Source organism: Burkholderia sp. MR1-5-21 (assembly GCF_053427715.1).
Window position 1 is genome coordinate 12,473 of sequence record NZ_JBSAXD010000033.1, and the last position, 21,029, is coordinate 33,501.

General features: G+C 66.5%; 17 protein-coding genes. 12 read left to right on the top strand and 5 right to left on the bottom strand.

Annotated features, from left to right (window positions below; all coding sequences use genetic code 11):
• Positions 1 to 112: 112 nt before the first annotated feature.
• Together ACV229_RS32660 and ACV229_RS32665 are read left to right on the top strand one after the other, a co-directional pair.
• Positions 113 to 664: a DUF6013 family protein gene (locus ACV229_RS32660; protein ID WP_448087219.1), complete on the top strand. Its 552-nt coding sequence runs from the start codon at positions 113 to 115 to the stop codon at positions 662 to 664.
• A 342-nt stretch (positions 665 to 1,006) separates the two neighbouring features.
• A complete protein-coding gene (locus ACV229_RS32665; RefSeq protein ID WP_448087220.1) occupies positions 1,007 to 1,477 on the top strand; it encodes a PliI family lysozyme inhibitor of I-type lysozyme in 471 nt (156 codons plus the stop codon).
• A 33-nt stretch (positions 1,478 to 1,510) separates the two neighbouring features.
• On the opposite strand, the gene ACV229_RS32670 is transcribed toward ACV229_RS32665, so the two are convergent.
• Both ACV229_RS32670 and ACV229_RS32675 read right to left on the bottom strand, forming a co-directional pair.
• On the bottom strand, positions 1,511 to 2,314 hold the full coding sequence (locus ACV229_RS32670; RefSeq protein ID WP_448087221.1) for an ABC transporter permease: 804 nt from the start codon (positions 2,312 to 2,314) through the stop codon (positions 1,511 to 1,513).
• Complete coding sequence (locus tag ACV229_RS32675; RefSeq protein ID WP_448087222.1) at positions 2,311 to 3,009, bottom strand: ABC transporter ATP-binding protein; 699 nt, start codon at positions 3,007 to 3,009, stop codon at positions 2,311 to 2,313. The genes ACV229_RS32670 and ACV229_RS32675 overlap by 4 nt, the downstream gene beginning before the upstream one ends.
• A 156-nt stretch (positions 3,010 to 3,165) precedes the next feature.
• Here ACV229_RS32675 and ACV229_RS32680 point away from each other — a divergent pair, with 156 nt between their 5' ends.
• Positions 3,166 to 5,436, top strand: coding sequence for an AsmA family protein (locus ACV229_RS32680; RefSeq protein ID WP_448087223.1), 2,271 nt, complete (start codon positions 3,166 to 3,168; stop codon positions 5,434 to 5,436).
• A gap of 194 nt (positions 5,437 to 5,630) precedes the next feature.
• A complete protein-coding gene (locus ACV229_RS32685) occupies positions 5,631 to 7,223 on the top strand; it encodes an ABC-F family ATPase (RefSeq protein ID WP_448087224.1) in 1,593 nt (530 codons plus the stop codon).
• 185 nt (positions 7,224 to 7,408) lie between these two features.
• On the opposite strand, the gene ACV229_RS32690 is transcribed toward ACV229_RS32685, so the two are convergent.
• On the bottom strand, positions 7,409 to 10,996 hold the full coding sequence (locus ACV229_RS32690) for an indolepyruvate ferredoxin oxidoreductase family protein (RefSeq protein WP_448087225.1): 3,588 nt from the start codon (positions 10,994 to 10,996) through the stop codon (positions 7,409 to 7,411).
• A gap of 99 nt (positions 10,997 to 11,095) precedes the next feature.
• Here ACV229_RS32690 and ACV229_RS32695 point away from each other — a divergent pair, with 99 nt between their 5' ends.
• The gene (locus ACV229_RS32695; protein ID WP_448087226.1) at positions 11,096 to 12,001 is read left to right on the top strand and encodes a LysR family transcriptional regulator; all 906 of its coding nucleotides are present in this window, start codon (positions 11,096 to 11,098) and stop codon (positions 11,999 to 12,001) included.
• 21 nt (positions 12,002 to 12,022) lie between these two features.
• Here the strand turns inward: ACV229_RS32695 and ACV229_RS32700 are convergent, their stop codons facing one another.
• Positions 12,023 to 12,388 (bottom strand): hypothetical protein, encoded by a 366-nt coding sequence (locus ACV229_RS32700; RefSeq protein ID WP_448087227.1) that lies wholly within the window; start codon positions 12,386 to 12,388, stop codon positions 12,023 to 12,025.
• 250 nt (positions 12,389 to 12,638) lie between these two features.
• Here ACV229_RS32700 and ACV229_RS32705 point away from each other — a divergent pair, with 250 nt between their 5' ends.
• The 3 genes from ACV229_RS32705 to ACV229_RS32715 all read left to right on the top strand — a co-directional run bounded on the left by ACV229_RS32705 (position 12,639) and on the right by ACV229_RS32715 (position 16,099).
• On the top strand, positions 12,639 to 14,075 hold the full coding sequence (locus ACV229_RS32705; protein ID WP_448087228.1) for an aldehyde dehydrogenase family protein: 1,437 nt from the start codon (positions 12,639 to 12,641) through the stop codon (positions 14,073 to 14,075).
• A gap of 126 nt (positions 14,076 to 14,201) precedes the next feature.
• A complete protein-coding gene (locus ACV229_RS32710) occupies positions 14,202 to 15,392 on the top strand; it encodes an NAD(P)H-dependent flavin oxidoreductase (protein WP_448087229.1) in 1,191 nt (396 codons plus the stop codon).
• Between the two features lie 65 nt (positions 15,393 to 15,457).
• Positions 15,458 to 16,099 carry an OmpW/AlkL family protein gene (locus ACV229_RS32715; RefSeq protein WP_448087230.1) on the top strand — a complete coding sequence of 214 codons (642 nt, stop codon included), beginning with the start codon at positions 15,458 to 15,460 and terminating at the stop codon, positions 16,097 to 16,099.
• Between the two features lie 91 nt (positions 16,100 to 16,190).
• Here the strand turns inward: ACV229_RS32715 and ACV229_RS32720 are convergent, their stop codons facing one another.
• Positions 16,191 to 16,394 (bottom strand): DUF1289 domain-containing protein, encoded by a 204-nt coding sequence (locus ACV229_RS32720; RefSeq protein ID WP_060966156.1) that lies wholly within the window; start codon positions 16,392 to 16,394, stop codon positions 16,191 to 16,193.
• A 453-nt stretch (positions 16,395 to 16,847) separates the two neighbouring features.
• Between ACV229_RS32720 and ACV229_RS32725 the strand changes: the two genes are divergently transcribed.
• The 4 genes from ACV229_RS32725 (at position 16,848) to ACV229_RS32740 (ending at position 20,946) form a co-directional block, all read left to right on the top strand.
• Complete coding sequence (locus tag ACV229_RS32725) at positions 16,848 to 17,942, top strand: polyamine ABC transporter substrate-binding protein (RefSeq protein ID WP_448087231.1); 1,095 nt, start codon at positions 16,848 to 16,850, stop codon at positions 17,940 to 17,942.
• Positions 17,943 to 18,029: 87 nt separating this feature from the next.
• Positions 18,030 to 19,190 (top strand): ABC transporter ATP-binding protein, encoded by a 1,161-nt coding sequence (locus ACV229_RS32730; RefSeq protein WP_448087232.1) that lies wholly within the window; start codon positions 18,030 to 18,032, stop codon positions 19,188 to 19,190.
• Positions 19,187 to 20,116, top strand: coding sequence for an ABC transporter permease subunit (locus tag ACV229_RS32735; protein WP_448087233.1), 930 nt, complete (start codon positions 19,187 to 19,189; stop codon positions 20,114 to 20,116). Before ACV229_RS32730 ends, ACV229_RS32735 begins: the two co-directional genes overlap by 4 nt.
• The gene (locus ACV229_RS32740) at positions 20,113 to 20,946 is read left to right on the top strand and encodes an ABC transporter permease subunit (RefSeq protein WP_448087234.1); all 834 of its coding nucleotides are present in this window, start codon (positions 20,113 to 20,115) and stop codon (positions 20,944 to 20,946) included. The genes ACV229_RS32735 and ACV229_RS32740 overlap by 4 nt, the downstream gene beginning before the upstream one ends.
• The last annotated feature ends 83 nt before the right edge of the window (positions 20,947 to 21,029 follow it).

The following is a 21,029-nucleotide window of genomic DNA, read 5'->3' on the forward strand; positions in this document are numbered from 1 at the left end:
ACCCGATGCGTTCCGGACACATCGCGCGCCGCTTGGCGGTAGACTGGCAACGCGTCATGCATCGAAAACCGCGCGGCGCGCGCCAGCGCCGCCGCATTACAAGGAGGTCAGCATGAGCCAACGCAGCTTGTCAGTTGCCGTGTCGTGGTCGGTCGCGCTCGCGGCGGCGTGCGTCAGCGCAGGCGTGTTCGCGGCGCCGCCGGTCAAGGGCAGCCTGAAGGGCGGCGGCACCGGGCAGCTCGAGTACACCGTCAAGGTCGACTCGAAAACGTTCGGCAATACGCAGGAGACGCGCAAGATCCGCTCAGGCGAGACGGACGACTTCAACTGGAAGTCGGAGCCGCCCGAAGGCGCGGTCGCGATGCCTGACGGGTGCCCGAACGCCGACAACCTGCCGCGCGATGTGAACGGCGCGATGGTCCGGCAAACGCAGGTGCGGCTCGCGCCGTCGATCGATGCGAAGGGCATGGCGAACGTGCAGATGAGCTTCCAGGCGGCCGCGCCGAAAGGCACGCGCAACGTGACGGCCGGCGGGAAGTCGCTGCAGTGTCCGAATGTCGTGTCGGTGAGCCAGGTGAAGTGGCTGACGATCTCGTCCAACGGCGGATCGAAGACCGTCACGATGAGCGACGGCACGAAGGTGTCGGTGTCGATCAAGCGCTGAACGGGACGCGCGGCGCACGATCGATCCGGTGCACGTGCAACGGATCGGCGCGTGGCCGGATGACGCGGGGCGGTGGCGCCGTTGACGCGGAGGTCGTGGCGTGCGCGTCGAGATCGCGCACGCCGCGTGATCGTTCTCTGTATCGCTACGCGTTGCACGATGAGTGCGATGCCGGATCGTGATCGGCTTCTGTCACCCGAACGTCCGTAGCGGTGATGGCGCACGCGGCCGATGTCGTCTCAACGTGATCCGAGGCTGCACGTGGCGCGGCGTCTGCGTGACGCCAATCGGCCGTCACGCTATCCTGCCGGGCGTCAGCCACTCTCCCGAACGGAATTCCCCATGAACGACCGGATAAGCGTGCTGCTTGCCGCCGTAGCGCTTGTCGCCTCGTCCGCGCAGGCCGCCGACGATTGCAGCTTCGTGAAGAAAATCGAACTGTCGTCGCGCCAGCAGACGATCGTCGTGTCGAGCGGCGCGCTCGAGCCGTGCTCGACCGGCAGCTACGCGGTGCGCATCTATTCGACCGCGCACACCGCGCCCGGCTTCGACACCGACGACTACGTGACGGGGACGCTGCATGCACGTGACGGCACCGTCGCCGACGCATTCACGGCCGACCTCGGCGCGCGTGCATCCCAGGCGGTCGTCGTGACGACGCGCTCGGCGGGCAGTGGCGGATATCTCGGCGCGCAGGCCTATGTGACGACGCCGCGCACGGTACGCCTCATCGCGTCGGTCGACGGGCTCGCGCCCGACGCGGACGTGACGGCCGCGTTGCGGCTGGCGATCGGCAAGCACCGCGCGCACTAGCCCCGCGACGCGGAGCGCGGCGCCCGCCGCACGTCAATGCGCGCGCTCTTCGAGCCGCGCGGCCAGGAAGCGGTGATCGGCGGAGAACAGCCGGCGATAGGTCAGCAGTACCGCGCCGACCGTGCCGAGCGCGGACGCCGCGGCGATCAGGAACATGATCACGATCTGATAGCGCACGGCCTGCAGCGGCGACTGGCCGGCCAGCACCTGGCCCGTCATCATGCCCGGCAGGCTGACGACGCCGACCACGGCCATCTGGTTCAGCGTCGGCAACATGCCCGCGCGCACGGCCTGGCGCGCGGCATCCTGCGCGGCTTCCCAGCGCGTCGCGCCGAGCGCGAGCGCGGTCTCGACGCGGTCGCGCCGCGCGGTGAGCTCCTCGGTCATCCGCTCGACGCCGAGCGCGACGCCGGTCAGCGTGTTGCCGAGAATCATCCCGAGGATCGGGATCGCGTACTGCGGCGCATACCACGGATGGATGCGGATCACGACGAACAGGCCGATCGCGGCGACGAACCAGCTGCTGAACCAGATCGACACGATGCTGTCGATGCGCTGCCCGCGATACGTGCGCTTGCCGCGCCCGGCGCCCGCGAAACCGGCGATCAGCGTCATCAGCGCGGTGAGCGGCAGCACGACGTACCAGTGCGCATGGCCGAACACCCAGCCGAGCACGTAGCCGATCGCGAGCAGCTGCACGACGGTGCGTACGGCGGCGAGCGCGAGCTTGCGGCCGAGGCCGAGCGACAGCGCGGTCGAGATCGCGCCGTTGACCGCGACGAGCGCTGCCGCAATGCCGACATCGACGAGGCTCAGGTCCTGCAGTACCGAATTCATCGTGCGACCTCCGTGGCCTGCGCGGCGCTCAGCACGCCGGCCTGCATCGTCATCCGCGACGTGCTGATGCGCACGGCCTGCGCGGGGTCGTGCGAGATCCACATGTATGCGCGCGCATCGGGCGATGCGTCGAACCACGCGCCGACGAGCGCTTCGATCGCGCGCGTCGATTCGGGGTCGAGCGCGGACGTCGGCTCGTCGAGCAGCAGCACGTCGGGATCGAGCTGCAGCACGCGCAGTAGCGCGGCGATCTGCGCCTCGCCGCCCGACAGTTCGCTCGCGCGCTTGTCGAGGAAGTCGGCGCCGCGGCCCGCGCGCGCGGCCAATTGCTCGGCGCGTGCGCGATCGAACGTCAGGTTGCGATAGACCGCGAGCGTGTACGGATAGCGCAATTGCGACTCGACCGTGCCGTCCGTCTGCGCGGGACGCTGGCGCACATACGCGACGCTGCGCCGGTAGCGCGGGATCGCGCTGCGCCGGATCGGCTTGCCGCGCCACAGCACGCGGCCGCCGTCGAGTGGATCGAGCAGCGCGAGCGCGCGCAGCAGCACGCTCTTTCCCGACCCGGACGGTCCCGTGATGGCAATGCGCGCGCCCGCGGGCAGGCTGAAATCCGTCGGCGCGAGCAGGATCTTGCCGCTGCCGGCGTCGCGCCGGGTCATGCCCTGCGCGTCGATGAGGCCGGTTGCTGTCATGTCACAAATGAAAAAAAGCGTTAACGCGCCAAATCAGTACTAACGCGTGCGTCATAATACCGATTGAAATGCTCGCGCGGGTGTTGTGCGCCGTTCGTCCACGCAAGCGGTCCGGCATCGTGCGGCTTTCGCATTCAGAACAACAACGGAACCGCCATGACGCTTACCCGAGCCATCGGCAAATCGGCTGCATGGATCGTCGGCATCGTCGCGGTCGTGATCGCGGCGGCCGGCGTCTTTCTCTTCACCTTCGACTGGAACCGCGTGAAACCGTGGGTCAACGAACAGGTGAGTGCGGCACTCGGCCGCCCGTTCGCGATCAACGGTGACCTCACGGTCGACTGGCGCCGCCCGGACGGCGAAACCGGCTGGCGCGCGTGGGTCCCCTGGCCGAGCCTCTCGGCGACGCAGATCGAAATCGGCAACCCCGACTGGGCGAAAAATCCCAAGTTCGTCACGCTCGACGCCGCGCACTTCGATCTCGCGGTGCTGCCGCTGCTCGCGCATGAAATCGTCATCCCGTCGATCGACGTCGTCAACCCCGCGGTGGACCTCGAGCGCCTTGCCGACGGCCGCAATACGTGGACGTTCCAGTTCAAGCAGTCGAACCAGCCGTCGCCGTGGAAGGTGCGGCTCAACAGCTTCGGATTCGGGAACGGCACCGTCACGTATCGCGACGCGATCACGAAGGCCGACCTCACGATCGCGATCGATACGCTCGGCCAGCCGATTCCGCTCGGCGACGTGATGAAAGAGCAGGAAGAAACCTCGCGCGCGGCGTCCGCGCAGCGCGTCGGCAAGCACGGCGCCGCGCAGTTGAGCGCGAAGGCGAATGCCGAGGCGGCGTCGAGCGCGTCAGCCGCGCAGGCCGCGAGCGAGGCGGCCATGCCTGCCTCGTCGGCGTCTTCGGCCTCGTCTGCTTCCGCGGCGTCTTCGGCAACGGCAACGACAACCGCATCTGGCGCGAGCGCCGCAGCGGCAACCGCACATGCGGCGGGCCCGACCTACGCGTTCGGCCTCAAGGTCGCCGGACGCTACAAGAACGTGCCGATCAACGGCACCGGCAAGCTCGGCGGCGTGCTCGCGCTCGAGGATGCGTCCCGGCCGTTCCCGCTGCAGGCCGACGTGAAGGCGGGCGACACGCGGCTCGCGATCGTCGGCACGCTGACCGATCCGCGCGAGCTCGCCGCGATCGACCTGCGGTTGTGGCTGCAGGGCACGTCGATGTCGCACCTGTACGCGCTGACCGGCATCACGCTGCCCGATACGCCGCCGTATGCGACCGAAGGGCGTCTGATCGGCAATTTCAAGCCGCACGCGAGCACGTTCCGCTATGAAAACTTCAACGGCCGGGTCGGCGGTAGCGACCTGAGCGGCACGCTCGCCTACGCGCAGCGCGAGCCGCGTCCGCTGCTGTCGGGCGAACTCGTGTCGAACCTGCTGCGCTTTTCCGACCTCGCGCCGGTGATCGGCGCGGACACGGCCGCGAGCAAGGCGCAGCGCGGCGACACGACGCGCCAGCCGCCGGGCCGCGTGCTGCCGGTCGAGACGTTCCGCACCGACCGCTGGCGCGCGCTCGACGCCGACGTGAAGTTCACCGGCCGCAAGCTGATCAAGAGCGCGGACTTGCCGATCACCGATCTCTATACGCACATCGTGATGCAGGACGGCGTGCTGTCGCTCGAGCCGCTGAAGTTCGGCGTCGCGGGCGGCTCGCTCGCGACCACCGCGCATCTCGACGGCAGTGCCGTGCCGCTCAAGGGGCGCTTTACGGTTGCCGCGCGGCACCTGAAGCTCAGGCAATTGTTCGCGACGCAGAAGGTGATGCAGTCCGCGCTCGGCGAGATCAACGGCGACGCGGCGCTGTCGGCGACCGGCAACTCGCCGGCCGCGCTCGCGGCGACCGCGAACGGCGAAGTGAAGGCGATCATGTCCGAAGGCGCGATCAGCCGGCTGCTGATGGAGGCGGCCGGCCTCAACGTCGCGAACGTCCTCTACGAGAAGATGTTCGGCGGCAGCGACGTGAAGATCAATTGCGCGGCCGTCGATTTCGTGGCGACTCACGGCGTGCTCGACACGAAGGTGTTCGCATTCGATACCGACGACGCGCTGATCAACATCGACGGCCCGATCGACTTGCGCGACGAGTCGATGAACCTGAAGGTCCATCCGCATACGAAGGGGTTCCGCGTGTTCTCGCTGCGCTCGCCGCTGTACGTGAAGGGCACGTTCAAGAACCCGGACGTCGGCGTCGATGCGGGCGCGCTCGCGTTGCGTGCGGGCGCGATGGTCGGCCTCGGGCTGATCAATCCGCTCGCGGCGCTGATTCCGCTGATCGCGCCGAGCAACAACAAGGCCGTGCCTTGTGCGGAGCTGTTCGCGCAGATCAAGGCGCCGGCGAAGATCCCGGTGAAGGCCGGCAAGTAATTCGATTGTATGGGCCGGTCGCGCCGGCCGGTCGCACGGGCCGTCCGGCGGCGTGCGGCCGGCCCGCGCCGCGTCGGTGAAATTGCGATTCGCCCCCGTTTCCGGGGCTCGCCGATGCGGTGCAGCCCAGCATTTCACCGACTCCTGCTAAAATAACCGGTTTTCCGTCGATCTATCTCCTAACGGGATCTGCCGTGCTTTCTACTGCCAACATCACGATGCAATTCGGGCCGAAGCCCCTGTTCGAGAACATCTCGGTCAAATTCGGCGAGGGCAACCGCTATGGTCTGATCGGGGCGAACGGCTGCGGCAAATCGACCTTCATGAAGATTCTCGGCGGCGATCTGGAGCCGAGCGGCGGCAATGTCGCGCTCGAGCCGAACGTCCGCCTCGGCAAGCTGCGCCAGGATCAGTTCGCGTACGAAGACGTGCGCGTGCTCGACGTGGTCATGATGGGCCACACCGAGATGTGGGCCGCGATGACCGAGCGCGATGCGATCTACGCGAACCCGGACGCCACCGACGACGACTACATGCACGCGGCCGAACTCGAGGCGAAGTTCGCCGAGTACGGCGGCTATGACGCCGAGGCGCGCGCGGGCGCGCTGCTGCTCGGCATCGGCATCGAGGAGAAGTTCCACAACGGCACGATGAGCGACGTCGCGCCGGGCTGGAAGCTGCGCGTGCTGCTCGCTCAGGCGCTGTTCTCGAAGCCGGACGTGCTGCTGCTCGACGAACCGACCAACAACCTCGACATCAACTCGATCCGTTGGCTGGAGAGCATGCTCAACGAGTACAACTCGACGATGATCATCATCTCGCACGATCGTCACTTCCTGAACTCGGTGTGCACGCACATGGCCGACATGGACTACGGCACGCTGAAGGTCTGGCCGGGCAACTACGACGACTACATGCTCGCGTCGGCGCAAGCGCGCGAGCGGCAGGCCGCGGCGAACACCCGCGCCAAGGAGCGCGTCGCGGAACTGCAGGACTTCGTGCGCCGCTTCTCGGCGAACAAGTCGAAGGCCCGCCAGGCGACGAGCCGCGCGAAGCAGATCGACAAGATCAAGATCGAGGAATTCAAGCCGTCGTCGCGCCAGAACCCGTTCATCCGTTTCGAGTTCGAGAAGAAGCTGCACAACATCGCGGTGGTCGCGGACGAGATCACGAAGAAGTACGAGCGCACGATTTTCCAGAACTTCAACCTGTCGGTACAGCCGGGCGAGCGCATCGCGATCATCGGCGAGAACGGTGCGGGCAAGACGACGCTGCTGCGCTCGCTGCTCGGCGCCCTCACGCTCGACCACGGCACGGTGAAGTGGTCCGAGAACGCGAACGTCGGCTACATGCCGCAGGATACGTACGAGGAGTTTCCGGACGACGTCGTGCTGATGGACTGGATCGACCAGTACCGCAAGGACGGCGACGACGAGACGATGGTGCGCGGCACGCTCGGCCGCCTGCTGTTCTCGGCGGACGACATCAAGAAGTCGGTGAAGGTGCTGTCGGGCGGCGAGAAGGGCCGCATGATCTGGGGCAAGCTGATGCTCGGCCGCCACAACGTGCTGCTGATGGACGAGCCGACCAACCATATGGACATGGAATCGATCGAGTCGCTGCAGATCGCGCTCGAGAAGTTCGAAGGCACGCTGATCTTCGTGTCGCACGACCGTGAATTCGTCAGCGGCCTCGCGAACCGGATCATCGAAGTGACGACCCACGGCACGCTGACCGACTTCGGCGGCAACTACGAGGACTTCCTCGCGAGCCAGGGTCAGGCGTAAGCGTCAACGCGCCGTTCCGCGACCGAGTGTCGAAAAAGCCCGTCCGGGGGTATCCCCGGACGGGCTTTTTACTTGTCGTATCGGGATTCCCTGATGATGGCCGATCCGGTATCCATCGGCGAGGGCGCGCGGTCGCGCACCGTCGGCGGGCGCGCGCATCGCGCGACCACCCGCCGACCTTCGCATCACGCGATCGCGGCGAGTTCCGCCGGCGTCCGGTATGCGTCGAGCAAACGCGCCCGCTTGCTCGCGACCGCCGCGACGTTCCGCTCCTTCACATGGCCGAACCCGCGGATTTCATCCGGCAATCCCGCCAACTGCACGGCCACGGGCAGGCGTCGTGCATCGAGCGTCGCGCAGAACTCGTCGACCACGGCGACATAGTCGGCGATCAGCTGCCGCTCGCCGCGTCGTTCCGCCGTTTTGCCGAACGGATCCAGCGGCGTGCCGCGCAGTCCCTTCATGCGGGCGAGCAGCCGGAACGCCGGCAGCACCCACGGACCGAAGCGCATTTTCCGCAGATGGCCGTGTTCGTCGCGTTTCGCGAACATCGGCGGCGCGAGGTGAAAACTCAGTTTGTAGTCCTGTCCCGGTTCGCCTTCGAACTGCTGCCGGAGCTTGTCGAGATAGGCGGGATCCGCATAGAGACGGGCGACTTCGTATTCGTCCTTGTACGCCATCAGCTTCGCGAGGTTCGCAGCGACCGCTCGTGTCAGCGGCAGCGCCGGATCGCCGCCGAGCAGCGTTTCCTTCGCCCGGATCCTGTCGACCACGCGACGATAGGCCTGCGCATAGCCTTCGTTCTGGTATGCCGTCAGGAGCGCTTGCCGCGCGGCGACCAGCGTGTCGATCGATTCGGGCGCCGGTGCGGCCATCGGCTGCGGCTGCGGTAGGGAAGTGGACCGGACGAGCGCTTGAACCGACGTGGCGCCGTGATGGGCGACATGGCGGCCCCAGTGGAACGCCAGCCGGTTCTTGTCGATCGCGACCCCATTGAGCTCGATGGCACGCAGCAGGGCGGGCAGCCCGAGCGGCAGCCAGCCCTTCTGCCACGCGAAGCCGAGCAGGAGCGGGTTGCTGTAGATCGTGTCGCCGAGCAGTGCAAGCGCGAGCGCATTGGCGTCGATGAACGAACAGCCGCCGCCGATGCTGTCCAGCAATGCGGATTCCGTTTGCGCACCCGGGAACACCCATTTCGGATTCTTGACGAAATCCGCCGTGGGTGTCTCGCCGCTGTTGATCGCGGCGACGGTCACGCCGTGCTGCGTGCGGGACAGCACGTCGGCGGACGCCGACACGATCGCGTCGCAGCCGATCACGAGCCGGGCTTCGCCTGTCGCGATGCGCGTCGCATGCAACGCATCCGGCGCGGCAGCGATCTGGACGTGGCTCAGCACCGCGCCGCCTTTCTGCGCGAGGCCTGCCATGTCGAGCACGGTGACACCCTTGCCCTCGAGGTGCGCGGCCATCCCGATCAGGCCGCCGATCGTCACGACGCCCGTCCCGCCGACGCCCGTGACGAGCACGCCGTAGGGCCTGGCGATATCGGGCAACGCCGGCATCGGCAGCGCGTCGACATCCGGCCGGCCGGAGCCGGCGGCGCGCGCCGCTTGCGGCTTGCGGAGCTGCGCGCCTTCGGCGATCACGAAGCTCGGACAGAAGCCGTTCACGCACGAGAAGTCCTTGTTGCAGGACGACTGGTTGATCTTCCGCTTGGTGCCGAGCGGGGTCTGCAGCGGCTCCACGGACAGACAATTCGACTGAACCGAGCAATCGCCGCAACCCTCGCACACGGCGTCGTTGATGAACGCCCGCCGCGCCGGGTCAGGATATGTGCCGCGCTTGCGGCGCCGGCGCTTCTCGGTCGCACAGGTCTGGTCGTAAATGAGGATGGTCGTGCCCGGCGTATCGCGCAACATGCGCTGGATCGCATCGAGTTCGTCCCGATGGTGAACGTCGACACCCGCCGGCAACACCACGCCGGCTGCGTATTTCTGCGGTTCGTCGGTCACGATGACGATCCGCTTCGCGCCTTCCGCATGAACCTGATGGGCGATCTGCGGGACGGTCAGCACGCCGTCGACGGGCTGGCCGCCCGTCATCGCGACGGCGTCGTTATAGAGAATCTTGTAGGTGATGTTCGCCTGTGCGGCGATCGCCGCGCGGATCGCGAGCAGCCCGGAATGGAAATACGTGCCGTCGCCCAGGTTGACGAAGACGTGACGGTCGCCGGAGAACCGCATCTGGCCCGTCCATGCAACGCCTTCGCCGCCCATCTGGCTGAACGTCTCGGTGCTGCGGTCCATCCACATCGACATGTAGTGGCAGCCGATACCCGCCAGCGCGCGCGAGCCTTCCGGGACGCGGGTGGACGTGTTGTGCGGGCAGCCGGAGCAGAACCACGGCTTGCGTTCGACCGACACGCGCGGCTTGGCCGCTTCCCGTTCCTTCGCTTCGATGACGGCGACCCGGGCCAGCATGCGCGCGCGGATGTCCGCGGGCAGATCCGCGCGCATCAGGCGCCGGGCGATGGCTTTCGCGATCAGCGCCGGCGACAGCTCATAATGCGCGGGCAGCAGCCAGTTGCCGCGCGGCACCGACCATTCGCCGCCTTCATTGTCGCGCTCGTCGAACTTGCCGTAGATCTTCGGGCGAACGTCCTCGCGCCAGTTGTACAGCTCTTCCTTCAACGCATATTCGAGAATCTGCCGCTTCTCCTCGACGACCAGGATCTCTTCGAGCCCGGTGGCGAACGCGCGCGCATCCTGTGCGTCCAGCGGCCACACGCAGCCCACCTTCAGCACGCGCACGCCGATCTGCGCGCAGATGTCGTCGTCGAGTCCGAGGTCGCTGAGCGCCTGGCGCACGTCGAGATAGGCCTTGCCCGCCGTGATGATGCCGAAGCGCGGCGTCGGCGAGTCGATGACCACGCGATTTAGCTTGTTGGCGCGCACGTAAGCCAGCGCCGCATACCATTTCTCGTCCAGCAGGCGTGCTTCCTGCGCGAGCGGCGAATCGGGCCAGCGGATGTTGAGGCCGCCCGCCGGCAGCGCATGGTCGGCCGGCGTGACGATCTGCACCCGGTCCGGATCGAGATCGACCGATGCAGTCGATTCGATCACGTCCGTCACGCACTTCATCGCGACCCACAGGCCCGAGTAGCGGCTCATCGCCCAGCCGTGCAGCCCGTAGTCGAGGTATTCCTGCACGTTGGCCGGATACAGGACGGGCATGCCCGCCGCGATAAACGCGTGCTCGGACTGGTGCGCGACGGACGACGACTTGGCCGCGTGATCGTCGCCGGCGAGCACGAGCACGCCGCCGCGCGCGTCGCTGCCCGCGGAGTTCGCGTGCTTGAACACGTCGCCGGTCCGGTCGACGCCCGGCCCCTTGCCGTACCACATGCCGAACACGCCGTCGCGCGTGGCGCCCGGCCACAGGTTGATCTGCTGCGTGCCCCACACGGCCGTCGCGGCGAGGTCCTCGTTGACGCCGGGCTGGAACACGATGTCATTCGCGTCGAGATGCTTCTTCGCCTTCCACAGCGACTGGTCGAGTGCGCCGAGCGGCGAGCCGCGGTAGCCGGAGACGAACCCGGCGGTATTGAGCCCGGCCTTGCGGTCGCGGGCCTTCTGCAACATCGGTAGTCGTACGAGGGCCTGCGTGCCGCTGATGTAGACGCGGCCTTTTTCCAGCGTGTACTTGTCGTCGAGGGATACGGCGGCGTCCAGCGGCTCGGCAGCGGCAGCGACGCTCGGGGCGGGGGCGGTCATGGCGATCTGTCTCCGGTCATACTGTTTTTCCGCCGAGTATAGGAAGCCGATTTGCTATCGTAAAATCACAAATAGCAAACTCTGGTATGTGAAAAACAGATGGCATTCGATCTCACGCTCCGGCAGTTGCGGTACTTCGTGGCCGCTGCCCAAACCGGCCAGTTCTCGATGGCGGCCGCCAACGAACACGTGTCGCAGTCCGCGATCACCAACGCCGTGCTGGCGCTGGAAAACGGGCTCGGCATGCGGCTCTTCGAGCGCCTGCCCCAAGGGGTCGCGCTGACGCCGGACGGGCAGGATTTCTACAACCACGCGCGGCGCGTGCTGGATGCCGCGCGCGATGCCGTCCACAAGCCGCCGTTCCGTTCGCACGACCTGCGCGGCACGGTGCGGATCGCGGCGTCGTACACGCTGCTCGGTTACTTCCTGCCGGAACTGCTGGCGCGCTTTCGTACGACCTATCCTTACATCGAGTTCGATCTGCGCGACATGGAGCGGGCGGATATCGAGGCGGGGGTCCTCGACGACGAGGTCGACATCGGGGTCGTGCTGTTGTCGAACGTGGAGCGGCCGAACGGGTTCGACAGCCAGGTGCTGATCCGGTCGCGGCGGCAGTTGTGGGTCGCGCCGTCGCATCCGCTCGCGCAGTTGCGGGCGCCGTCGCTCAAGGACATTGCCGGCTATCCGTACATCCTGATTACCGTCGATGAAGGCGAACGATCGATGCTACGGTACTGGCAGGAGGCGGGCATCGCGCCGAACGTCGCCTTTCGCACGTCGTCGATGGAAGCGCTGCGCGGACTCGTGGCGCACGGTTTCGGCGTGACCATCCTGTCGGACATGGTGTTTCGCCCGTGGTCGCTGGAAGGCAAGCGTATCGAAGCACGTCCGATACACGACGCGGTTCCGCAAATGGACGCGGGCATGATCTGGCGGAAGAAGGCCAGGCTGGCCGAGCCGGCGATGGCCTTGCAGCAGTTTCTGATCCATGCGTGCGGGACCTGAGGCGCGCGGCGGCGCGCGTCGTCAATCGGCCAGCCGCTGATCCGCGAGCGCCTTGCAGCAGTCCTCGTACACCCACTGCACGAGCTTGGCCTGATAGTTCAGGTCGTCGGTGTCGACGATCTCCTCGACCGCGTCGCGCGCCCACGACGCGTCGACGAACCCCGCATGGCGCTTCGCGATGTCCTGGGCGATCGCCGACAGCTTCGCGATCGTGAGCCAGTCGGCCTGCCGCAGGTGGCGGTCGAGCCAGCGATGCGCGGCCTGGACCTGGAAGGCGGAGTCCGGCCACGATTCGTTGAGGTAAAACGCGCCGAGGTTGCCGCAGGTGAGCCAGCAAAGCAGCTCCAGGCGGTCGTGTGAGCCGAGGGTATGGGGGGCGTCGGTCATGGCAGCGCTCACGAAATGCATCGATTCCGGGCGGCGCCGGCTGCAAGGGGCCGGTGCCGATAATAAAAACATAGCACGATGCGGGCCACGTCGCGCACCCGGGCAGTTGCGGATCCCGCCGCGCGCTGGGCCGATCCGGCGATCCGGCCGGGAGGGCGCGGGCATCGCACCGCGCACGTTCCGGGCGCGAGCCGCCACGCCGGCCGTGCAGTCGCTAGAATGTCCGCATCCATGGAGACGGAACATCACGATGAAAATCTACGACCAGTTCTATATCGACGGTGCATGGCGCCAACCGGCGGGCACCGGCACGATCGACGTGATCGACTCGGGCACCGAGGCCGTGATCGGCCGGATTCCGGAAGGCCAGCCGGCCGATGCGCAGGCTGCGATCCGTGCCGCGCGCGCCGCGTTCGACGGCTGGGCGGCAACGCCGCCCGCAACCCGCGCCGCGTACCTGCGCAAGATCGCCGAGCACCTGCAGGCGCGCAGCGAGGAGCTGGCCCAGTCGATCACCGGCGAAGTCGGGATGCCGATCAAGCTGTCGCGCGCGATCCAGGTCGGCGGGCCGATCTACAACTGGAACGCGTACGCGAAGCTCGCGGAGTCGTTCGAATTCGAGGCGAAGGTCGGCAACTCGCTCGTCGTGCGCGAGCCGGTGGGCGTCGTCGCGGCGATCACGCCGTGGAACTATCCGCTCAACCAGATCACGCTGAAAGTCGCGCCGGCGCTCGCCGCCGGCTGCACGGTCGTCCTCAAGCCGACGGAAGTCGCGCCGCTCAACGCATTCATGCTCGCCGAAGCGATCCATGAAGCGGGGCTGCCGGCCGGCGTGTTCAACCTCGTGTGCGGCTACGGGCCGGTCGTCGGCGAAGTGCTCGCGACCGACCCCGACGTCGACATGGTGTCGTTCACGGGCTCGACGCGCGCGGGCAAGCGCGTGGCCGAGCTGGCGGCCGCAAGCGTCAAGCGTGTCGCGCTCGAACTGGGCGGCAAGTCGGCGTCGGTGATCCTCGACGACGCCGATTTCGCGGCGGCGGTGAAGGGCACGGTCAACGCGTGCTACCTGAACGCCGGCCAGACCTGCTCCGCGCACACGCGGATGCTCGTGCCGGAAGCGCGCTACGAAGAAGCGCGCGCGCTTGCGAAGGCCGCGGCCGAAGCGTATGTGGCGGGCGACCCGCGCCAGGACGCGACGCGGCTCGGCGCGCTCGCGTCGGCGGTGCAGCAGCAGCGCGTGCAGACGTACATCCAGCGCGGCATCGACGAAGGCGCGGAGCTCGTGACGGGCGGCGTCGGCTTGCCGGACGGTATCGCGAAGGGCTTCTTCGTGAAGCCGACCGTGTTCGGCCGCGTCGATCCGAAATCGACGATCGCGCAGGAGGAAATCTTCGGGCCCGTGCTGTCGATCATCACGTACCGCGACGAGGACGAAGCGGTCCGCATCGCGAACGATTCGCCGTACGGCCTCGGCGGTGCGGTCTGGGCCGGCAGCGACGAACGCGCGATGACCGTCGCGCGGCGCATCCGCACCGGGCAGGTCGACATCAATGGCGGCACGTGGAACATGGCTGCGCCGTTCGGCGGCTACAAGCAGTCGGGTCACGGCCGCGAGAACGGCGTATACGGGCTCGAGGAATACCTCGAATACAAGTCGATGCAGCTCAGGACGCAAAAGCCGGCCTGAGCGGTTCGCCGCAGCGCATCCGGAACGGCACGCCTTTCGCGTGCCGTTTTTTTGTTGACGCCGCTCAAGGTGCGCGCCAGCGGATCGTCGATCATCGCGGTTCCCGATGGTTCGACGAGGTTTCAGATGCCCGCACGCTCTTCCTTTCCGCCGCTCGTGATTCGCGGCCGTTCATTGCTGCCGATCGTGCAAGGCGGCATGGGCGTGGGCATTTCCGCGCACCGTCTGGCGGGCAGCGTCGCGCGCGAAGGCGCGCTCGGCACAATTGCGAGCATTGACCTTCGCCATCATCATGCGGACCTGCTCGCGCGCTGCCGCGCGCAACCGGACCGCGCGACGCTCGAAGCCGCGAACCTGGAGGCGCTCGCGCGCGAGATCCGTCTCGCGAAGACCTACAGCGAAGGGCGCGGGATGGTTGCCGTCAACGTGATGAAGGCGGTCAACGCGCACGCGGACTACGTGCGCGTCGCATGCGACGAGGGCGCCGACGCGATCGTGATGGGTGCGGGCCTGCCGCTCGACTTGCCGGACCTGACGCACGGCCGCGATGTCGCGCTGATCCCGATCCTGTCGGACAGCCGCGGCATCGCGCTCGTGCTGAAGAAGTGGATGAAGAAGGGCCGGCTGCCGGACGCGATCGTGATCGAGCATCCCGCGCACGCGGGCGGCCATCTCGGCGTCACGCAGATCGACGACATGCACGACGCGCGCTTCGACTTCAAGCGTGTGCTCGACGAGACGGCGCAGGTGATCGCGTCGCTCGGGCTCGAGCGCGAGCGGATTCCGCTGATCGTCGCGGGCGGCATCAACAGTCATGCCGCGGTGTGCGACGCGCTCGCCGCCGGCGCGAACGGCGTGCAGGTCGGCACGCCGTTCGCAGTGACGCAAGAGGGCGACGCGCATCCGAACTTCAAGCGCGTGCTCGCCGACGCGGTGCCGGACGACATCGTCGAGTTCGTCAGCGTGACGGGCCTGCCTGCGCGTGCGGTGAACACACCGTGGCTCGCGCGCTACCTGCGCAACGAGACGCGCATTCGCGACAAGCTCGGCGCGCTCAGGCAGCGCTGTCCGACCGCACTCGAATGCCTGAGCGTGTGCGGGCTGCGCGACGGCATCGAGAAATTCGGCCACTTCTGCATCGATACGCGTCTGGCCGCCGCGTTGCGCGGCGACGTTGCGAACGGCCTGTTCTTCCGCGGCCGCGAAGCGCTGCCGTTTGGCCGCGCGATCCGCAGCGTGCGCGACCTGCTCGACCTGCTGCTGACGGGCAGTGCGGCCGAGCCTGCGACAAACCGCGCCACGTTTACGCTGGCTTGACGGATATCAAGATACGGGAAAGACCCTACAGACAGAATGGAGTCCATTCATTGGGGGTCCGTAAGATGCATAAAACGATTCGAAACTGTGTCACCGCCGCGGCATGCGCCGCGAGTCTCCTTGCACTGCCGTCGCTGTCGCACGCGGCGTCGCAGGGCGACGGCATTTACCAGGGCGACTGGCTCGCGCGGCTGCGCGCGATCAGCATCCAGCCGAACGAGCGCGGCAGCGACACGCTCGGCGCGATCAACATCGGCGTCAACAACGCGATCGTGCCCGAGCTCGATTTCACGTACATGATTCGCGACTATCTCGGCGTCGAGCTGATTCTCGCCACGTCACGGCACCAGATGACGTCGAGCCTCGGCAATCTCGGCGGCGTGAACGTGCTGCCGCCGACGCTGCTGCTGCAATACCACTTCAATCATGCGGGCAAGGTGCGTCCGTACGTCGGCGCGGGCCTGAACTACACGTACTTCTACAACAACGGGCTCAACGTCGGCGGTGAGTGCGTGTCGATCAACAAGAGCAGCTTCGGTCCCGCGCTGCAGTTCGGCGTCGACGTGCAGGTGACGAAGAAGGTGTTCGTGAACTTCGACCTGAAGAAGATCTGGATGAGCACCGACGCGACGCTCGGCGACAAGGGCATCGGCACGCTGCACATCGATCCGCTGATCGTCGGCGTGGGCGTCGGGATGAAGTTCTAGCGCGCGGGGAAGGACCGAAGCGGCAGAGAAGACAGAGTTGGGGTTGGCGGCATGGCGGTAAGCATGCCGCTCTTTTTTTGCGCGCGCGGATTTACAGCTTGTCGTACTGGAAGCGCATCGCGGTGCCTTCACGGGTAATGCGTTCCCATACCGCGCGCTTTTCGTCGTCGCTCAGGAACACCCAGTTCGACACTTCGACGGCCGTGCGGCCGCAACCCTTGCAGACTTCGTCGAAGAGGGTCGAGCAGACGCCGATGCAGGGGCTGTCGGGCAGGTCGTGGAGGTTGGAGGCCATCGGAAGGTTCGCGTAGTGAAAACGTCAGCGTCAATTTTAATGCATCGCGGCCGACGCCGTCCGGCGGTGCGGCGGACCGGACGGCCGGCGGCAACGCGGCGTGGGTTCGCCGGTGAAACGACGCGGTCGCACGACGCCGGCCTGCGTGGCGGTCATGAAACGGTCGCATCTCCGGCGTAGGCGGTCCCGCCTTCCGGCACCCGTTCATTTTCCGGATGGACAGGCGCCAATTACCCGATAGAATTTCCTCCGGATTACCCCGCTGCGCGCGCCACCGCGTTGCCACCGGACAGGAATCTGTTCCGTTTGCGCGACACCGGCATGATTTTTTTGTGACGGAAGGCGAATAATGGTAGCGTTCGGGGTTTTCGAGGGGCGGAGCGGGTCAACACGCACCGCCATGGCGAGGCAGACGACAGCCGGACAAGGGTTCCGGCCGGATGGGAGAACGGGATGAAAGCAAAAGTGGCGGGCCGGTTCGCGGCACTCGCGCTGTGCGTGGGCGCATCGGCGGCGGCAGCGAAGGATACGCAGCTCAATGTCTACAACTGGTCGGACTACATTGCGAAGGACACGATCCCGAACTTCGAAAAGCAGAGCGGCATCAAGGTCCGCTACGACAACTACGACAGCGACGACACGCTGCAGGCGAAGCTCCTGACGGGCAGCTCGGGCTACGACATCGTCGTGCCGACCAGCAACTACGCAGGCAAGCAGATCGCCGCCGGCATCTTCACGCCGCTCGACAAGTCGAAGCTGCCGAACCTCAAGTATCTCGATCCGCAGCTGATGGCGCTCGTCGCCGGCGCGGACCCCGGCAACAAGTACGCGGTGCCCTGGGCGTACGGCACGACCGGCCTCGCGTACAACGTGAACAAGGCGCAGCAGATCCTCGGCAAGGTGCCGCTCGACAACTGGGACATCCTGTTCAAGCCGGAAAACATCTCGAAGCTGAAGACCTGCGGCGTGTCGGTGCTCGACGCGCCGGACCAGATGTTCGCCGCGGCGCTGCACTACATCGGCAAGGATCCGATGAGCACGAACCCGGCCGACTACCAGGCCGCGATGCAGGTGCTGAAGAAGATCCGCCCGTACATCACGCAGTTCAACTCGTCGGGCTACATCAACGACCTGGTCGGCGGCGACATCTGCTTCGCATACGGCTGGTCGGGCGACGTCGTGATCGCGAAGCACCGCGCGATGGAAGCGAAGAAGCCGTACAAGGTCGAGTACTACATCCCGAAGGGCGGCGCGCCGGTCTGGTTCGACGTGATGGCGATCCCGAAGGACGCGAAGAACAAGGATGCCGCGCTGCAGTGGATCAACTACATCGAGGATCCGAAGGTCCACGCGGCGATCACGAACGCGGTGTACTACCCGAGCGCGAACACCGAGGCGCGCAAGTACGTGAAGCCAGACGTCGCGAACGACCCGGCCGTCTACCCGCCGGCCGACGTCGTAAAGACCCTGTTCCTGCTCAAGCCGCTGCCGCCGGAGATCCAGCGCCTGCAGACGCGTCTGTGGACCGAGCTGAAGTCGGGCCGCTGACGGGAGCCGGAGTCGCACCAGCAGTCATGAAGCCCCTGGTACCCCCGGGGGCTTTGTTCGTCAAATGCAGGAGAGAAGCAGCACATCATGAATAGCCAGTCGAGCGTGCAGGTCGCGGGCGCGCCGTCCTTCGTTCCTTCGTCCGGCGCCGATTCGCGCGCCGAGAACTTTGTCCAGATCATCGACGTCGTCAAGAAATTCGGCGACACCGAAGCCGTGCGCAGCGTCAACCTGACGGTGCGCCAGGGCGAGCTGTTCGCGCTGCTCGGCAGCTCGGGTTGCGGCAAGTCGACGCTGCTGCGGATGCTCGCAGGCCTCGAGACGGTCACGTCGGGCAAGATCCTGATCGACGGCGAGGACCTCGCGCAGATGCCGCCGTACAAGCGGCCCGTGAACATGATGTTCCAGTCGTATGCGCTGTTCCCGCACATGTCGGTCGAGTCGAACGTCGCGTTCGGCCTGAAGCAGGAAGGCACGCCGAAGTCCGAGCTGAAGGCGCGCGTGCATGCGGCGCTCGAGCTCGTGCAGATGGGCAAGTACGCAAAGCGCAAGCCGCACCAGCTGTCGGGCGGCCAGCAGCAGCGCGTCGCGCTCGCCCGTTCGCTCGTGAAGCGCCCGAAACTGCTGCTGCTCGACGAGCCGATGTCCGCGCTCGACAAGCAGATCCGCCAGCGCACGCAGATCGAGCTCGTCAACATCCTGAACAAGGTCGGCGTCACCTGCATCATGGTCACGCACGACCAGGAAGAGGCGATGACGATGGCGAACCGGCTCGCGGTGATGAGCGAAGGGCAGATCGTCCAGATCGGCTCGCCGAACGAAGTCTACGAATATCCGAACACCCGGTTCTCGGCCGAGTTCATCGGCTCGACCAACCTGTTCGACGGCACGACCGTCGAGGACGAGCCCGACCACGTGTTCATCGAGTCGCCGGAGCTGCCGTGCCGGATGTACGTGAACCATGGCATTTCGGGCCCGCTCGGCATGCCGGTCACGGTGTCGGTGCGTCCCGAGCGGATCGCGCTCACGCGCAAGCCGCCCGAGGGTGCGTTCAACTGGGCGCACGGCATGATCACCAACGTCGCGTACATGGGCGGCTATTCGCTGTATCACGTGCGGCTCGATTCGGGCAAGGTCGTGATCGCGAACGTGTCGAGCCTTGCGATCAGCGAGCTCGAGACGCCGTCGCTCGGCGACGAGATCTACGTCCGCTGGAGCGCGTCGGCGGGCGTGGTGCTGACGTCATGAGCGCGTTCAAGTCCCTGCTCAACTGGCCGGTGAAGCGCTTCAACCTGACCGGCAGCACCGCGGTCGTCGCCGGGCCGTTCACGTGGCTCGTGCTGTTCTTCCTCGTGCCGTTCGTGCTGGTCGTCAAGATCAGCTTCGCCGAACTGCAGCTCGGCATTCCGCCGTATTCGGAGCTCGCGTCGTACGCGGACGGCGTCGTCCATATCGCGCTGAACCTGTCGCACTATGCGTTCCTGCTGACCGACAGCCTGTACTTCGCGACCTACGTGAACTCGGTGCTCGTCGCGGCGATCACGACGGTGCTGTGCCTGCTGATCGGCTATCCGATGGCGTACTACATCGCGCGCTCGAACCCGGCGACCCGCAACCTGCTGATGATGGGCGTGATGCTGCCGTTCTGGACGTCGTTCCTGATCCGCGTCTATGCGTGGATCGGCATCCTGAAGAACAACGGGCTGCTGAACAACTTCCTGATGTGGATCGGCCTGACCCATACGCCGATCGAGCTGTACCGGACGAATTACGCGGTCTACATCGGCATGGTGTATTCGTACCTGCCGTTCCTCGTGATGCCGCTGTACGCGCACCTCGTGAAGATGGACCTGCGCCTGCTCGAGGCCGCGTACGACCTCGGCGCGAAGCCGTGGAAGGCGTTCGTGCAGATCACGCTGCCGCTGTCGAAGAACGGGATCATCGCCGGCTGCCTGCTGGTGTTTATCCCGGCGGTCGGCGAATACGTGATTCCGGAGCTGCTCGGCGGCGCGAACACGCTGATGATCGGCCGCGTGATGTGGAACGAGTTCTTCAACAACGCCGACTGGCCGATGGCGTCCGCCGTCACCTGCGCGATGGTGTTGCTGCTGCTCGTGCCGATGGCGATGTTCCAGCACTTCCAGGCGAAGGAGCAGGAGGGCCGCCGCAAATGAAGCCGAATCGTTTCCTGCAATTCGCGGCGCTCTTTGCCGGTTTCGCGTTCCTGTACATCCCGATCATCAGCCTGATCGTCTATTCGTTCAACGAGTCGAAGCTCGTCACGGTGTGGTCCGGGTTCTCGTTCCGCTGGTATTCGGCGCTCGTCGACGACGACGAGCTGCTGACGGCGGCGTGGCTGTCGCTGAAGATCGGCGTGATGACCGCGTTCGCATCGGTGTTCATCGGCACGTGGGCGGGCTTCGTGCTCGCGCGCATGGGCCGCTTTCGCGGCTTCGCGCTGTTCAGCGGGATGATCAACGCGCCGCTCGTGATTCCCGAGGTGATCCAGGGCATCTCGCTGCTGCTGCTGTTCATCGAGCTCGCCAAGTGGATCGGCTGGCCAGCCGAGCGCGGGGTCTTCACGATCTGGCTCGGCCACGTGATGCTGTGCATCTCGTACGTCGCGATCATCGTGCAGTCGCGCGTGCGCGAGCTGGACCCGTCGCTCGAGGAAGCCGCGCTCGATCTCGGCGCGACGCCGCTGAAAGTGTTCTTCACGATCACGCTGCCGCTGATCTCGCAGGCGCTGATCGCCGGCTGGCTGCTGGCGTTCACGCTGTCGATCGACGACCTCGTGCTGTCGGCGTTCCTGTCGGGCCCCGGCTCGACGACGCTGCCGCTCGTCGTGTTCTCGCGCGTGCGCCTGGGCCTGAATCCGGAGATGAATGCGCTCGCGACGCTGTTCATCATCGCGGTGACGGCCGGCGTCGTGCTCGCGAACTTCGTGATGCTGCGCCAGGAGCGGCGCAGGACGGCGGCTGCGGCAGAGGCGGCGCTGGCCTGACGCCGTTTCGCCCGACGCGATGCAAAACGCCCGGCGCCGACGACAAGTCGGGCCGGGCGTTTTTTTTGTGCCGCCGCAGGGCG

Bases quoted from the DNA above. Each gene is read 5' to 3' on its own strand.
- ACV229_RS32680 (WP_448087223.1), top strand. From the start codon at position 3,166: ATGACGCTTACCCGAGCCATCGGCAAATCGGCTGCATGGATCGTCGGC.
- ACV229_RS32695 (WP_448087226.1), top strand. From the start codon at position 11,096: ATGGCATTCGATCTCACGCTCCGGCAGTTGCGGTACTTCGTGGCCGCT.
- ACV229_RS32660 (WP_448087219.1), top strand. From the start codon at position 113: ATGAGCCAACGCAGCTTGTCAGTTGCCGTGTCGTGGTCGGTCGCGCTC.
- ACV229_RS32705 (WP_448087228.1), top strand. From the start codon at position 12,639: ATGAAAATCTACGACCAGTTCTATATCGACGGTGCATGGCGCCAACCG.
- ACV229_RS32670 (WP_448087221.1), bottom strand. From the start codon at position 2,314: ATGAATTCGGTACTGCAGGACCTGAGCCTCGTCGATGTCGGCATTGCG.
- ACV229_RS32725 (WP_448087231.1), top strand. From the start codon at position 16,848: ATGAAAGCAAAAGTGGCGGGCCGGTTCGCGGCACTCGCGCTGTGCGTG.
- ACV229_RS32665 (WP_448087220.1), top strand. From the start codon at position 1,007: ATGAACGACCGGATAAGCGTGCTGCTTGCCGCCGTAGCGCTTGTCGCC.
- ACV229_RS32740 (WP_448087234.1), top strand. From the start codon at position 20,113: ATGAAGCCGAATCGTTTCCTGCAATTCGCGGCGCTCTTTGCCGGTTTC.
- ACV229_RS32700 (WP_448087227.1), bottom strand. From the start codon at position 12,388: ATGACCGACGCCCCCCATACCCTCGGCTCACACGACCGCCTGGAGCTG.
- ACV229_RS32710 (WP_448087229.1), top strand. From the start codon at position 14,202: ATGCCCGCACGCTCTTCCTTTCCGCCGCTCGTGATTCGCGGCCGTTCA.
- ACV229_RS32720 (WP_060966156.1), bottom strand. From the start codon at position 16,394: ATGGCCTCCAACCTCCACGACCTGCCCGACAGCCCCTGCATCGGCGTC.
- ACV229_RS32735 (WP_448087233.1), top strand. From the start codon at position 19,187: ATGAGCGCGTTCAAGTCCCTGCTCAACTGGCCGGTGAAGCGCTTCAAC.
- ACV229_RS32730 (WP_448087232.1), top strand. From the start codon at position 18,030: ATGAATAGCCAGTCGAGCGTGCAGGTCGCGGGCGCGCCGTCCTTCGTT.
- ACV229_RS32690 (WP_448087225.1), bottom strand. From the start codon at position 10,996: ATGACCGCCCCCGCCCCGAGCGTCGCTGCCGCTGCCGAGCCGCTGGAC.
- ACV229_RS32675 (WP_448087222.1), bottom strand. From the start codon at position 3,009: ATGACAGCAACCGGCCTCATCGACGCGCAGGGCATGACCCGGCGCGAC.
- ACV229_RS32715 (WP_448087230.1), top strand. From the start codon at position 15,458: ATGCATAAAACGATTCGAAACTGTGTCACCGCCGCGGCATGCGCCGCG.